Genomic DNA, 15,128 nt, shown 5'->3' with positions numbered 1-15,128 from the left:
ATCTTTATCAAACTTACAATGAAATTATAAAATCCACACAGATAAACCGTCAAAGGATTACTTCGTTTTCTCCAGATTATAGAAATAATTTGTGGCTTCAACAAATCCCTCAACACTCCCGCAGTCAAAGCGTTTCCCTTTGAATTTATAAGCAATCACCATCCCTTTTTTGGCTTGTTCACACAGGGCATCAGTGATTTGAATCTCACCATTTTTACCCGGTTTGGTATTTTTAATCATATCAAAGATATCAGGAGTGAGGATGTAGCGACCAATCACGGCTAAGTTCGAAGGCGCCTTATCAATTTCAGGTTTTTCCACCATATTGGAGACCATGAAAACACCATCTTCAATCGCGTTACCTTCGATGACACCATACTTGTAAACCTCATCCTTTGGTACTTCCATAATCGCTACGATACAACATCGATATTTATTGTAGAGTTTGACCATTTGGGTCAAGATACCATCCCCTTTGGGATTGATACAAAGATCATCCGCCAAGATTACCGCAAACGGATCTTTCTCGCCCATCAGCACTTTTCCCTTATAGATGGCATCACCCAGACCTTTCATCTCATTTTGTCTCGTATAGGTAAAGGTGCATTTTTCTATGATTTCACGAATTTTATCCAAAAGTGCTTCTTTGGATGAGCCTTGGATTTGGTGTTCAAGTTCATAAGAGATATCAAAATGGTCTGTAATCGCACGCTTTCCACGACCGGTGATGATAGACATGATATCGCAACCAGCCTCCATCGCCTCTTCAACACCATACTGAATCAAGGGCTTTGTGAGTATGGGGAGCATCTCTTTGGGCATCGCTTTAGTCGCAGGCAAAAATCTTGTACCATAACCAGCAGCGGGGAATAAACATCTATTGATCATATTGTCTCCTTTTTTTGATAAGATATTATATATTTTAATTGGGCAAACTCTGCTTTAACCACATCATTTGATAAGGGGCTAACGTCACGTTTCTACTACTATCTACAACAAAAGGCGATAGCAAGTCATGTAATTCATACCCCATATCATCAGGAAGTAAACACGTCACGGTCTCATCAGCAAAATTATGAATCGCCAAAACCATCTCCGTTTGGTCCAAACTCATCAGACGCACCACAAACAACCTCTCATCAAGGTCATAAAAAGTAAAGGCGCCAAAAGGATTAAATGCCGCTTCATGAGTGCGGATTGAGATTAAACGTTTGTAGCTATCGAGTATGGTTTTACCCAAACCTCCGACTTTTAAAAGTTCATCTTCAAGCCAATCACAATGGTATTTTTCTCGATTAATGGAGCGATTTTTACCACTGTGTTTGACACCATCTAAATAATTTCGAGACCCTACTAGGGAGTGAAAATAGATCCCCGGAACCCCCGGCATCACCAGTGCGGTACCTTGAGAGAGCAACATTCTTTTAATCCGCACACTATCAGGGGCATCCAAAGGGGTAAGCGCATCAATATAGCTGCAATTGAGCTCATAAGGACTCTGGGTTCCATCACTCTCTTGGCGATAAGAGACCAAACCGCCATTTTCTTGTACGCTTTGAACAAGAAAATCAATCGCTTCATCACTCAATATTCCTTTAACCGGACGCAGGCCAATGCCATCATGACTGGCTGTAAAATTAAAAAAACAAACTTTATCGCTAGGCAGGCTTAATGTTTGCGCCCATGATGTCAATGTTTTGGTGTTTGATGTCAAGATAGCATGCATCACCAAAGGAGGCAAAGCAAAATTATAAACCATCTGGGCTTCATCATCCTTTGAGCCAAAGTAAGAGATATTCTCTTTGTGTGGGACATTGGTTTCGGTGATGATAATCACCTCAGGAGCCACCTCATGTAAAACTTCCCTGATGAGTTGCACTAATTCGTGTGTTTGTGGCAGATGCACACAAGGCGTGCCAATCTCTTTCCAAATAAACGCAATCGCATCCAGACGGATGAGCACGGCACCTTTTTCGATGTAATAAAAAAGCGCATCCAAAACACTTCGAAGCACACGATAATTTTTGTAATTTAAATCCACTTGGTCTTTACTAAAGGTCGTCCAAATATTATGAATTTTACCTTCATTATCCGTATATTCACTCAAAAGCGGGCTAGTACGAGGGCGTACGACTTGAGTTAAATCTACCGCAGGGTCTAGTTCAATAAAAAAATCTTTGAAATAGCTATCCCCGCTCATGAAGGCTTTGAACCAATCTGAAAATTGGGAGACATGATTAATCACGCCATCGACCATTAAACGATACTTTGAACTAATAGCATAAATCTCCCGCCATGAGCCCATATTGGGATCGACCGCACTGTAATTAACAACAGAAAACCCATCATCAGAAGAGGATTGGTAAAAGGGTAAGATATGAATCGAGTTGATAATGCCATCTAAATGTTTATCCACAAACTCTTTCAACACACTCAAAGAGGGTTCATGAGGTCGGCTGATTTGATCACCATAGGTGATTAAAATGACATCTTTTTCATTGAGACGGTACGGGGTTGAGATGATGCGCTCTTTGTACTTAAAAATCAAATCAATAATGGCATCCAAGGCTCTCTCAGCCGTCTCAGGGGGATAGAGTTGGTGAATACGTTTGTTGATACTGTGCTCAGGATTTGAAATATGCATCATTGGTTATCTTCCTTTACAAATGCTGCAAATTTATCAGAAAAATCTGGCAATACCGACCGCACCGTAATCCATGGAGAGAGTAGGGGTGTACCCATAGGATTTTCATAAAACTTTTCAGCCGCTTCTTTGATCGCTTCTTCGAAAAGATTCACAGCAGCAATCTCTTTCTCTCGATTAAATTCAATGGCACTGAGTTTGGAGAGGGCATTGTATTTTGAAATCTCAAAGCGTGATTCTTGAAAGTAGGTGGTTTGCAAGGTTTTAAATGCCGCTGATGAAAAAACAACCCCTTGCTGTGCCATCACGCGAAAAATTGTAATAGCAATATCGACGGCCATTTTATAGATGCCACTTCCTTCATCACTGGAACCCAAATTTTGATGTTTATGCTCATAATTTTCGATAATTTCTGTTTGACAGATACGACGATTTGAGGTGTTATTATAAACTTCACTCAATGTAGAAACCTCCAATCCCCAAGTCGGCGAAATCGCAATACCACGTCCAAGCGTGCGAATAAAAGAAAATTCTCCCGATAAGGCATAGCGGAAACTGTTCATATAATCTAAATACTCGCTACTGCCATAAATCTTGCGCAGGGAATGGATAAAAGGGGTATAAAAAAGCCGTGTCGCACGTCCGTGAAGTTTGCTGCTCACGCGGGAATAGTAGCCTTTGTTAAATTCAAAATCCAAAGCCGGATGCATGATAGGAAAGAAAAGACGCGCAGGTATTTCACGGTTGTAATTGACAATATCACAATCATGAAGCGCAAAGGCATAGGTATCACTCAAGGTCAAACCATAGCCTAACATCGTCCAAACATTGCGACCTTTTCCGGGAGTATTGAGCCCAGGAAAGCCTGCATCGGTCAATTCAGCATAAAGCTTTTTGATACGAGGGCCATCATTCCAGAGGATATCCACCTCACAAGGCAAGACGGACATAATCTGCTTGACCTCTTCAAACTGACTCTCATTGGCACGATCTAATCCTAAAATGATTTTATGGAGGTATTTCACATGTTTTAACTCTTCGATGATTTTCTTCATCGCCGGTGTTTCAAATTCAGAATACAAAGCAGGTAAAAGCAACACCATATTGTGTCTTTTTGCAAACGACATCAATTCATTTTCAATATCTTCCAAAGATCGATCCCCGTGGTTTTGAAGGGTTGTGATGACTCCATTTTGAAAAAAATCTGACATTTTATCTCCTTGTATTTTAATTTGGTTCGATTAATAGTATCATGATATCCAATAAATTATTGTGCGTCGCTCCTGTCACAATCGCCTCACCGGTTTTGGTAAAATACGTATGCGAATCAAAGTGTGACAAATAACTCTGGATATCTATCTCTTTTTCGGCTGCTATGTTGCTACTATTAGTATCAATCACCGCACCTGCAGCATCAGAATTACCATCAATACCATCGGTTGCCGCACTGAGGAATGTCACCTGAGAGTGGGTATCAAGAAGCTGCAAGAAATGCAAACACAGGTGTTGATTGCGACCTCCTTTGCCCCCTTTTTTGACAATGACAGTAGGCTCACCTCCAAAGAGGTAGGCATGAAATGTCCCCACATGCTCTTGGGCAAATTGATATAAATGTTTCGCGACTACCTTAGCATCGCCTTCAATTTTATCTTTTAAAATAGTAGTAGGAATCTGGTGTTGTATCAATAATGCTTTTGTTTTTTGCAAGACCACATCATTGGACCCGATGATATAATGTGCGATATGTTGAGGTTTGTTTTTGGGTGTCTCATGATGGCGCCCTTGCATCCCCTGAGTGAGATACTGTGTGATACACTCTGGCATCTGATTGAAAATATTGTGAGATTTCAAAGAGGCGATGGCATCGGCAAATGTTGTCGTGTCACAATAAAGCGGGGCAGAACCAATGGCATGAAGATCATCGCCTACCACATCAGAGAGCACCAAAACAATACCCGTCGCTTTTGTAGAAGCGCCCAATTTTCCCCCTTTGATGGCGGAGAGGTGTTTGCGTACGCTATTGATTTCTTCAATCGCCAAACCCCCTTCTAGCATCAAAGTCGTTGCTTGCTGAAGTGCTTCTAGACTGATACCTGCTTCTGGCAATTCCAACATCGCAGAACTACCGCCTGAGAGGAGATAGATAAACAAATCTTCTTCATGAAAATTTTCAAAAAGGGATTTAAAACAGCGTGCCGCTTCAAGACTTTTTTCTGTAGGCACAGGGTGCGAACTCTGAATATAACGGCATGTTTGTGTTGGTATTTGATCATGATAAGCCCCAACCATAACGCATTGGTGAAGGCGCGTTCCTAAAAGTGCTTGCATCGCATGCATCATAGGCAATACCGCCTTGCCGGAACCTAGCAGATGAATCTTGCGATAGTGTCTCAAATCATAGCAAGCATCATGAATATAAAATCGCTCATCTTTTATAAAACACGCTTGTGAAATCAGTTTTTGTGGTCTCACCTCTTGAAGCACCGACTCAAAAAGTGATTTCAATAACACTTTATAAGACATCAAAATGCGCCCTCAACGCTTGATTCCAACCCGATGGTCCTGGAAATTTTGCTTTGGTGAGATTTTTGATAGCACCGGACATATAACTCCCATCTGGATGCGGTATCAAGATAGGATTATCCACACTTTGGAGCATGCTCAAATCATTAGGACTATCTCCGAGTGCGATAGTCGTGAAATTTTGCTGATACTTTTGTTCATAAAAGTCTTTCACCACTTCAATGGCTTTGGCTTTGTCCTGTCCTTCGGTGATGAGGTGATAAAATCTCCCTCCTGCTACCACATTCAATCCATCCGTATGTGCCATTTGCTGTAACGTCTCAAGTTGGTCTTCATCTTCCAATACAAAAGGTTCGGTAAACAGTCGCTCTCTTGCGGCTTGTGCTTTTTTAGGATTTAATCCTGTCAATGTCACAATCTCTTCAAGACTCATATCTGAAAATCCCTGCATGGCTATCTTTTTTTTGTATTTCGCAAAAGATTTACGTATCATGTGAATATCAAAGCCTAATGCTAATGTTTTTGTCACGCCTTGATCACAGATATAGATACCCGCTCCATTTTCAAAGACAAAGGTATTGAAAATTTTGAGTGATTTTTGAAGTTCTAAAATCTCATTTTTTGTTTTACTGCTCACAATAATCAAAGGAATATTGTGCGTTCTCACAAAATTTAACATCTCTTTTGCAGGCGCAAAACTGTAGGTATCATGATCTAAAAGTGTGCCATCTAAATCAGTAAAAATTATCGTATTATAGGTCTCTTTGTTTGTTTTCATACTTACATTATATTGAAATATAAAAATAATGCAAATCTTTTTTGTTTATAATATAATCAAATATGAAAATACTTTGGATAATATAAAAATGTCATATTTGTGATACAATTATAATGAAAATAAATTTATAAGGAGTTAACCATGGAAAGAAGATCTGTTTTAAAAGCTGCCGCTGTTTTAGCTCTTGCGACAACCTATTCATCTGCTTATGATAATAGCAAAATCGTCAATACGATGAAAATGAAGATAAAAGACCCCGCACATCCAACCGACTTTGAACTCAAACACACCCCTCAAATCACGCTCTCAGCGCTAGATGAAAAGGGATATATCACCGTTGATGTTACTGTTGGTGAAAAAGGAATCATTCATCCAAGTACTGAAGATCACTGGATTTATAAACTTGAACTCTATGCCGATGGCAAAAAAGTAGGTTCTCTTGATCTTGAACCGGTAACCTCACGAGGGTATCTCGGTGCCAAAGTCCTCTATAAAGGCCTCAAAGAACTTCGTGCTGTGAGTTACTGTAACCTGCACGGTACGTGGGAAAATACACATAAAGTATAACACATTAGCTTAGAGATTATTTCTCTAAGCTGCTACTTTCTTACACATAATAATCGGAATCTTTTTTATCAGAGACAAACATATGCCCAGGTGCATGCGTGATGGCAAAAGGAAGTTTGACATCTTTTAGCACATTTTGAGGGGTCACGCCACAAGGCCAAAAAAGCGGAATCTCATCTGCTTCAATCCTCACGGCATCACCATAATCGGGATGATGAATATCGCGAATCCCAATCATCTCAGGGTAACCCACTTGAATGGGAGTACCATGCATATTAGGATAGTGGCTGGTGACCACACACGCATCTGCTACGCGCTCTTTTTTGATCGGACGCATGGAAACCACCATATCACCATGGAAAATACCCACAGGTTTTAGTTTGATGTTGGTACTGTACATCGGGACATTGACACCCATATCGACATGACGCAATGGGATATTGTTTTTTACCAGTGATGTTTCAAAGGTAAAACTACAACCAATCAGAAAAAATACCAAATCTTGGGTATAAAATTCTTCAATATTAGTGAGCGTTTGTGTCACCACACCATTTTCAACGATATTATAAAGGGGCAATTCATTTAAAAGATTAGCCCCTGGGGCTAAAATTTTGGATTGATAAGAGTCTTTGATGATTTCCAATACTGGCATCGCTTTTGAGTTAGCTTTGGCAAATTTTTCAAAATCATCGGCATACTCTTTTGGGATTACAAACATATTAGCTTGTACGTATCCCTCGCAATATCCCGCAGTCGGTTTGGCAAATTCACCACTAGCAATCTGTTTTCTAAATTCTTTTGCTTCCATATTCTCATACCTTGTATTTCATTATTTTGTGAGGATTATCACATTTATTTAATTAGGAAGTCCTAAAATTAAGTTAACAAATTATAAAATTATCAAATGAAAAACTCTAAAACGATAGATGAAATCATCTTACAACACTCAACAAGAAAAATGGATTTGATACAAGAAGCCTATCCGGTTTTACACTCACAAGTAGCCGTCGAGCACTTTGTGACCCTTCCCAAAGGTGTCGTATTTTTGTATACCGGATTTTATGTATCCTCCTTCGCAGAGACCGATGGTCCGCTTGGCACCTATTTCTTGGCACGAGCACTGCGTACACTAGGCTATACGCCCATCATCATCACAGACGAATACTGCGATGGATTTTTTAAAGAAATAGAGGTCATTCACATACCTTTAGACGGTCATGATGAAGAACACTATCTCACGATGATCCATCAGCACCAGCCTATTTGCCATATTTCTATTGAACGTTGTGGAAAAAATGCCAATGGTATCTATGCTAATATGCGTGGAGATGATATCAGTCCCTTTACGGCACCGGTGGATGAACTCTTTGAGCTGGGACGCCGTTTTGCACCGACGTTTGCCATAGGAGATGGGGGCAATGAAGTCGGCATGGGAAATTTTAAAACCTTTATCCAAGAATCCCTCTCCTTGGTCCCTTGCGTTGTAAAGTCAGATTTTCCCATCATTGCATCAGTTTCTAACTGGGGTGCGTATGGTTTCATCGCCCATCTTGAAAAACTGACGCAAAAAGAGTTATTACCCACATTTGATGCGGTGGATGATTATCTTAGACATATTGTTTCTTTGGGTTCTATCGATGGCGTCACTAAAAAAAATGAAAAAACCGTCGATGGTAAAGCGTGGACTTTAGAACAAAACATCTTAGAAGAGCTAAAAAAAGCCGCACGATTTTCTGATTTGTAGTCATACAGTTTTAAAAACCGAAAAAAATAGATATAATATTCACATGAGTTTTAAGAACTCTATAAAAGGAGCGTGTTATGAGAAAATTATTAGTGTTGCTTTTACTGTCATGTGCATTTTTTGCTAGTATTTTGAATGCAAATATGGAACAAGAAAGGCGCGTATTAACGGCCTCAAAGATTTTACAAGAAGCTCTATTTGCACCAAAAACAGGAATCACCAAAGCATTATTACATAATGCAAAAGCAATTGCTGTCTTTCCCAACACAGTCAAAGGTGCCTTTTTAATAGGGGGCAGAGTAGGCGATGGTGTCATGAGTGTCAAAGACATGGATGGCGCTTGGAGTGAGCCTATTTTTGTGAGCCTCAAAGGAGTAAGTGTCGGATTTCAAATCGGTGTGCAATCCACAGATATTATCATGATATTCAAAACCGAACGCAGTATTGATGGCCTCTCTACTGGTAAATTAACCCTAGGTGTTGATGCCGGAGTTGTCGCGGCCGCAAAAGGTGTCAAAGCTGGTGATAAAACCGATGAAAAACTAGCAGCAGACATCAAAACTTTTGGTAAGAGTAGCGGTTTGTTTATCGGTGTATCTTTGAGCGGTTCAACCCTCACAGTCAATGACACAGCAGATTTTAACTACTATGATACCATCATCTATGTCAATGATATTTTAACTCATGATAAAATAAAAAACAAACCAGAATCAGAAGAATTCAAAAGAGTCCTTCGTAGTTTATAGGCCAAAATCTTGGCCTCCCTTTTGGGTGTATTATCATGGATAATCGACGATTAGATTAACAGATTACTGTATCGTATCATGATTCTTTATTGGTTCTGCGAAAAATCTTCTCCGAACTAGGAAAATCATCGACTTCGTCGAAATCATCCTCTTCATATATATCATCATAATCAATCGTAAATATTTTATCATAACCCAACGTGACAAGCGCATCATCCATCGCTTTTGGATTGAACTTTGTCTTTTTTGCCTGATCGATAAGGGTTGCGATATCCTCTTCACTCACACCATTTGCACGCATTTCGTTTGCCACATCTTTATAGGTCATGATCGTCCTCTAAAAATAATATATTATGATATTATAAACTACTTTTGAGAGGAATTAGCTTAAATAAATATTAATATTTTATTATAATTTTACACCCAGGAGCGCATCATTGGGCAAAGAAATGCTTGAGGCCTTCTAAGATAAAGCGTACCGCAATTGAGGCGAGAATCAATCCCATGATTCGAGTCACAATATTCAAACCCGAATGTCCCAATCGCTTACCCAGTGGTTCAGAGAGTAATAAAACCGGCCAGATTAACAAGCAGACAAAAATCACAATCAATCCTAAAGATAATTTTTCCACGATATGATGCGTCGATGTCGAAAACAAAATCACCGTACTAATTGCACCCGGTCCAGCAAGCAACGGAATGGCAAGAGGAACCACCGCGACATCCTCCTTGCCCAGCGCTTCATTGCGTTCAGCCGCACTGGTTTTGACACTAGAAACTTTAGCCTGCAACATGTGAATGGACATCAAAAGCAGCAATATCCCCCCAGCAATTCTAAAAGAATCAATATCAATAGCAAAAAAGCTCAACATATAAGTACCACCAAAAGCGCCGATTAAGAGGATGGTAATCATCGCAATAATAGTCTTTTTTATGGTGGCTTTTTTTTGTTCTTTATCTTCATCCACCGTCACAGCCAGAAAGATTGGAATCGCTCCTATTGGGTTGAGTATGGAGACAAGTGTGACAAACATGTGCATCAAAGTGGTAGATTCCATGGTAGCTATCCTAAATTTTTTCGTATTTTAACATAATTGAGCCCATGACGTAGCTTGTCATTGTTCTAAAACAAAAGGAAATTTCACATCTTTGTCGATGCTTCGGATGTGAAGGTCTTGTTGTGGGAAGGGGATTTCGATGTTATTTTCATAAAGGGCGTTGTAAATCACAATCAAAAAGCGTGAGATGGTACTTTTTGGACTTAAAATTTCACGCCCTTTAATCCAGACAAACAGTTCATAATCCACGCTACTGTTGTTCATGTTTGTCATGATAATATTAATGCCTCTATCTTTGGTATTGATGAGATCTTTAAATTGGCATTTTTCTACCGCCTCTTTTACGACTGCGATGACCTTCTCAGGCTTGGTACCATAGGCCACGCCAAAGGGGACTTGAAAACAGCGAATATTATCATTCATCGTCCAGTTAATCACATTGTTTTGTACAAAATTTTGGTTGGGTACGATGACATCAATATTAGAGTTTGTATTGATTGTGGTCGCGCGCATGTGAATACCGCTAACATGGCCTTTGAGACTATCGGAGAGTTCGATATAATCCCCCACTTTGATGCTACGCTCAAACATGATAATGATACCGGAGATAAAATTCGATACGATATTTTGTAAGCCAAAACCAATACCCACAGACAGCGCTCCTGCTACTAATGCGATAGAAGAGAGATTGATACCTAAGACATTAAGAGCCACAAAAAATGAGATAATGAGGATGATATAATACCCGATATTAGAGAAAATCATTTGAGTGGAGTCATTGATTGAGATACTCTTTGGCATAATATTTTTGATATTGGCCCGATAAAACCTCCCAATAATAAATCCAATAATAAAAATGAAAACCGCCACGACCATTTTGAAAATGCTTATCGGTGTACCGTTGATTTTAAACATAGGGTCCCTCATCACTCGCCAAAATGAGGAGACCAGGCTTTTGAACTCTTGCATCGTGGAGCCAGTAATCACTTTGATAGTGCCAAGATAGTGTTTTTCCATGGCACTCATCAAAGGAATGACATCAACTTTGAGCGATTCTGAGAATTCTAATTTTGATATTTGTGCCGTGATTTTATCTGCGGTATCAAAAACTTTTTTATCTTTATGTTTGAGTTCATTTGAAAATTGTAAAAAGAGATAGACGACCGTTTTCAAGACCGACGCATTGTAATGTTTTTTTTCTTGTTCAATGGTCTCATTGATTTTTTTAATTCTAAAACTCGTCTTATTAATCAGCTCAAATCTCTCTTTTTCAATCTCTTGCCTATCGATTTCATTTTTAAATTTATCACTATCATGAGAAGAAGTTTCGATTTTCACAGAGAGATTGTCTATATCAAAATCAAGATTTTTCACTGACGTATCCAAGCTATTTTCGATTGCTTTCATTTTACTGACTATGGCGCTAATTTGTTTTTGATATTGCAACATACTTTTACTATAAAAAGCATCTTGCAGTTGTAATGTCAATAACGAAGGACTTGTATTTTTAATCTTTCCAATATCGTTTTTCAAGATTTTAAGTTTCTCTTTGATTTGTATGATTCTGTTGCTCAGTGTGTTTTTCCTCAAGGCATGCTTCATATAAGTATCAAATAAAAGCCCATAAGCGTGGGTATCCTTTGGCATCTTTATCGCAGGTATCTTCTCAGTTGCATTGAGGTCAATGCCCATAAGCTTGTATATGAGCGCTTTTTGTAAAGCGATTTCATCACTGGTAGAGTCTTCTTTTGGAAGGGTTTTGAGTAAATTTTTGTAGATGTGTGGATTTGCATTGATGAGTGTGTCATTGGTATCAGCACCATACAAGGCGATGCACACAAATAAAAAGATGAAACAGTGTCTTATAAAACTCGCCATCATAAATTCCTCCTTCAAACACTTTTGAAAGAAATGCTGATATTTATATTATAGCGAATGTTGGTTGATTGTGAGTTTTATTTTATGAAATGGCAGAGAGGATGGGATTCGAACCCACGGTAAGTTACCCTACACACGCTTTCCAAGCGTGCTCCTTAAGCCACTCGGACACCTCTCTACACAATAAAAAGAAAAAATTATACCTTTTTTGCACTTAGCTTGAGATTATGCTAAAGTACTAAAGCCATAAATTTTTGGTTTTTTTAATAAGGTCGTTATATGAAATTGTTATTATTCTTTTTATTATTTTATGTTCCTCTTTGTGCTATTGAGGATAATGAAATTTTACTCATTCATTCATATAACAAAGGCTTAAAATGGACCGATGGCATCTCAAAAGGTTTGGAAGATGTGATTGCCAAACATAAAGCTTATGAACTCACAACCGAATACATGGACAGCAAGAAAATTGACTCAAAACAATATTTTAATGCCTTAATGAACCTCTACAAAATCAAATTTGCACACAGAAAATACAAAGTCGTCATCGCCAGTGATAATTATGCGTTTAAATTGGTACTGGCAAATCAAAAAAAATTGTTCAAAAATGCTCCCATTGTATTTTGTGGGGTTGAGGATTTCAATAAAAAAGATATTCCACCCGCACAGCAAAACAGTGTCACTGGCGTTGTTGAATACAAAGAAATTATCAAAAATATCGAACTCATCCAATCCCTCATGCCGCATTTAAATACCTTGTATATTATCAGCGACAACTCCTTTTCATCTTTGGCGATAAAAAAACAGATTTTAGATAGCGTCAAACTCTTTGAACACGATTTTAAAATCGTTTTTGATAATGATATCATCTTAAAAACACTCCATCAAAAAATCGATGCTTTGCCCGAACATAGTGCTGTTTTATTGACCAGTTTGTATAAGGATAAATTTGGAGAGTATATCCCTTATAATGATTTGAGAAACTTTTTTTATGCCTCAAAATATCCGATATTTGCAGTCAATAAAATCCATCTTGGAGAAGGCATCGTGGGAGGGGTTATGATCAATCCCTATGACCAAGGCTATATGGCTGGAGCCAAGGCATTTGAAATCATTGATGGCAAAAGTCCTGGTACCATCTCTGTGAGTATTCCTGCGGCGCGCTATTATTTTGATTATAAAATGCTCAAAAAATACGGCTTTAGTGTCGCACAATTACCGACATCAGCAGTGGTTGAAAATGGTCCCCAAAAATTTTCAGAAAAACACAGAAAACTCATCGACAGTGCCTTTGCCATGATGCCCTTACTCATTTTATTGATTATCATCCTGATGTTTAATATCATAAAAAAAATCCAACTTGAAACCAAGTTGATAGAGCAAAATGAGCTCGATAATGTCCTATTAAACAATATCAAAAGTGCGATATTTTGGAAAAGTAAAAATAACAAAATTTTAGGATGCAATGAGTCATTATGCCATTTAGTCGGTATGGAAAAGCGCGATATTATAGGCAAACAAATCGAAGATATTTTACCAGAATTGTGTACCGTAATCCATGATTCAAACCCCTTTGTCAATGAAATGGAAATGGTCTTTAAAAAAATCAAAAAAGAACCCATCGATGTGGTTATAAGACGCAAGCAATACCTAGATAAAAACAATCATGAAGCAGGTGTGGTCACCCTCATCAGCGATATTACCGAAATCAAGAAAAATCAACTCAAAAGAAAAAAAGAGGAACAATTCATCATCCAACGATCAAAACTCTCAGAAATTGGTGAGATGATGACCTCAATCGCACACCAATGGAAAGCCCCACTTGTGGAAATCTCAACCATTGCCCAAGAATTACTCTATACCAGGAAAAAGAGAGCCATCACACCAGAGGGTGCCAAAGAATTTGTAGATGACATCATGAGACAAGTACAATATATGTCACGCACCATTGATGACTTTAGAGCCTTTATCAAGCCCTCAGCTTCGAAAAGTCATTTTAAAATCAAACAAGCCATCCATGAGCTTGTTAATATTGTCAAGAACAATTTAGACCATAACTATATCGAAGTACAAACGATTATCGATGATGATTATATCACGTATGGATACCCCAATGAATTGAAACAATCCATCTTAAATATTTTGAATAATGCCAAAGATAGTATTTTGAAGAAAAAAACTCATGAAGATTTTGATGCACGTATCATGATAGAAGTTTATAAAAAAGAGCAGATATTCATCAGTATTAAAGATAACGGTGGAGGCATCGAAACATCGCTACTCTCTTCCATATTTGAGCCTTTTTTCACGAGCAAAGAAGATGGTGATGGTTTTGGATTGTACATGGCCAAATTAATCATCGAAGAGAAAATGCATGGTCATATTGATGCAATACCATGCAATGAGGGAGCGCATATTTTAATCCAATTGGCTCCAAGTACCATAAAGGAAGATAAAAAATGAAAATTTTACTTTTGGAAGACAATAAAAGACTCTCGATGCTAGTATCAGAGGCATTGGAACAAAAAAACTATCATGTAGAATTATTTGAAAATGGAAAAACCGCCTTAGAAAATATTGATAATGGGTATGATTGTTTTATCCTCGATATCAATGTCCCCGGCATCAATGGATTGACCTTTTTAAAAGAACTCCGCCTCATGGATAAAGAGACTCCTGCCATCATTATCAGTGCCAATGTTGAACTAGAAACGATACAAGATGCCTATTCTAAAGGATGCGATGAATATCTCAAAAAACCTTTTTTTATCTATGAACTCGAAATCAAATTGGATAAACTCTGCAAAGCCCAAGAGTGTCATCTTTACTTACCAGAGGGGTACTGTTTTCATATCAAACATGAGCAATTAAAAGACCATCATGATAACGTGATAAAATTGTCAAAAAAAGAGATTTTATTGCTGAATCTTTTTGCTAAAAATATCGATAAAATTGTCACCTTTGAGGCCATTGAACTTCATGTATGGGAGGGTGATTTAACCACAACTGAAAATATAAGAGCGCTCATCAAAAGACTCAGAAAGAAACTTCCTGCTAATACTATCTTATCACAAGGAGGCATGGGGTATAAGATTGTCCATACAAAATAATACAAAAAAACCACTCTTTGCTTTCCTTTTTTCCATATTTATACAAAAATAATTGTCCTTTTTAAAAAAAGTCCCATTTT

At 38.2% G+C, this 15,128-nt stretch carries 14 protein-coding genes and 1 tRNA gene; 5 read left to right on the top strand and 10 right to left on the bottom strand.

Features of this window, described 5'->3' with window-relative positions; all coding sequences use genetic code 11:
* Positions 1 to 57: 57 nt before the first annotated feature.
* Genes galU through SFB89_RS00110 form a run of 5 tightly spaced genes read right to left on the bottom strand, consistent with a single transcriptional unit; the run spans position 58 to position 5,945 of the window.
* Positions 58 to 888 carry a UTP--glucose-1-phosphate uridylyltransferase GalU gene (galU, locus tag SFB89_RS00130; RefSeq protein WP_331774935.1) on the bottom strand — a complete coding sequence of 277 codons (831 nt, stop codon included), beginning with the start codon at positions 886 to 888 and terminating at the stop codon, positions 58 to 60.
* 34 nt (positions 889 to 922) lie between these two features.
* Entirely contained in the window at positions 923 to 2,647 is a 1,725-nt protein-coding gene (locus tag SFB89_RS00125; RefSeq protein ID WP_331774934.1) for a sugar phosphorylase, read from the bottom strand.
* Positions 2,644 to 3,855: a glycosyl transferase gene (locus SFB89_RS00120; RefSeq protein WP_331774933.1), complete on the bottom strand. Its 1,212-nt coding sequence runs from the start codon at positions 3,853 to 3,855 to the stop codon at positions 2,644 to 2,646. Before SFB89_RS00120 ends, SFB89_RS00125 begins: the two co-directional genes overlap by 4 nt.
* A gap of 16 nt (positions 3,856 to 3,871) precedes the next feature.
* Positions 3,872 to 5,167 carry a glycerate kinase type-2 family protein gene (locus SFB89_RS00115; protein WP_331774932.1) on the bottom strand — a complete coding sequence of 432 codons (1,296 nt, stop codon included), beginning with the start codon at positions 5,165 to 5,167 and terminating at the stop codon, positions 3,872 to 3,874.
* Complete coding sequence (locus SFB89_RS00110; RefSeq protein WP_331774931.1) at positions 5,157 to 5,945, bottom strand: HAD-IIB family hydrolase; 789 nt, start codon at positions 5,943 to 5,945, stop codon at positions 5,157 to 5,159. Before SFB89_RS00110 ends, SFB89_RS00115 begins: the two co-directional genes overlap by 11 nt.
* 141 nt (positions 5,946 to 6,086) lie before the next feature.
* On the opposite strand from SFB89_RS00110, the gene SFB89_RS00105 reads away from it, so the two are divergent.
* On the top strand, positions 6,087 to 6,512 hold the full coding sequence (locus SFB89_RS00105) for a desulfoferrodoxin family protein (RefSeq protein WP_331774930.1): 426 nt from the start codon (positions 6,087 to 6,089) through the stop codon (positions 6,510 to 6,512).
* Between the two features lie 40 nt (positions 6,513 to 6,552).
* Here the strand turns inward: SFB89_RS00105 and SFB89_RS00100 are convergent, their stop codons facing one another.
* Positions 6,553 to 7,320 (bottom strand): putative hydro-lyase, encoded by a 768-nt coding sequence (locus SFB89_RS00100; protein WP_331774929.1) that lies wholly within the window; start codon positions 7,318 to 7,320, stop codon positions 6,553 to 6,555.
* Between the two features lie 96 nt (positions 7,321 to 7,416).
* Between SFB89_RS00100 and SFB89_RS00095 the strand changes: the two genes are divergently transcribed.
* Complete coding sequence (locus tag SFB89_RS00095; RefSeq protein ID WP_331774928.1) at positions 7,417 to 8,256, top strand: DUF4392 domain-containing protein; 840 nt, start codon at positions 7,417 to 7,419, stop codon at positions 8,254 to 8,256.
* A 77-nt stretch (positions 8,257 to 8,333) separates the two neighbouring features.
* Positions 8,334 to 9,002, top strand: coding sequence for a lipid-binding SYLF domain-containing protein (locus SFB89_RS00090; RefSeq protein WP_331774927.1), 669 nt, complete (start codon positions 8,334 to 8,336; stop codon positions 9,000 to 9,002).
* A gap of 76 nt (positions 9,003 to 9,078) precedes the next feature.
* On the opposite strand, the gene SFB89_RS00085 is transcribed toward SFB89_RS00090, so the two are convergent.
* From SFB89_RS00085 to SFB89_RS00070, 4 genes are all read right to left on the bottom strand, one after another.
* The gene (locus tag SFB89_RS00085) at positions 9,079 to 9,330 is read right to left on the bottom strand and encodes a hypothetical protein (protein WP_331774926.1); all 252 of its coding nucleotides are present in this window, start codon (positions 9,328 to 9,330) and stop codon (positions 9,079 to 9,081) included.
* Between the two features lie 106 nt (positions 9,331 to 9,436).
* Positions 9,437 to 10,060 carry a MarC family protein gene (locus SFB89_RS00080; protein WP_331774925.1) on the bottom strand — a complete coding sequence of 208 codons (624 nt, stop codon included), beginning with the start codon at positions 10,058 to 10,060 and terminating at the stop codon, positions 9,437 to 9,439.
* Between the two features lie 57 nt (positions 10,061 to 10,117).
* Positions 10,118 to 11,941 carry a mechanosensitive ion channel family protein gene (locus SFB89_RS00075; protein WP_331774924.1) on the bottom strand — a complete coding sequence of 608 codons (1,824 nt, stop codon included), beginning with the start codon at positions 11,939 to 11,941 and terminating at the stop codon, positions 10,118 to 10,120.
* Positions 11,942 to 12,028: 87 nt separating this feature from the next.
* Positions 12,029 to 12,116, bottom strand: a tRNA-Ser gene (locus SFB89_RS00070).
* Positions 12,117 to 12,217: 101 nt separating this feature from the next.
* Between SFB89_RS00070 and SFB89_RS00065 the strand changes: the two genes are divergently transcribed.
* Complete coding sequence (locus SFB89_RS00065; protein ID WP_331774923.1) at positions 12,218 to 14,401, top strand: sensor histidine kinase; 2,184 nt, start codon at positions 12,218 to 12,220, stop codon at positions 14,399 to 14,401.
* Positions 14,398 to 15,048, top strand: a complete 651-nt coding sequence (locus tag SFB89_RS00060) for a response regulator transcription factor (protein ID WP_331774922.1) — start codon at positions 14,398 to 14,400, stop codon at positions 15,046 to 15,048. The genes SFB89_RS00065 and SFB89_RS00060 overlap by 4 nt, the downstream gene beginning before the upstream one ends.
* Positions 15,049 to 15,128 lie beyond the last annotated feature (80 nt).

Source organism: Sulfurospirillum sp. 1612 (assembly GCF_036556685.1).
In the GTDB taxonomy this organism is placed as follows: Bacteria; Campylobacterota; Campylobacteria; order Campylobacterales; family Sulfurospirillaceae; genus JAADIZ01.
The sequence above is the reverse complement of the archived record's forward strand: the minus strand, read 5'-3'. Positions and strand labels throughout refer to the sequence as shown.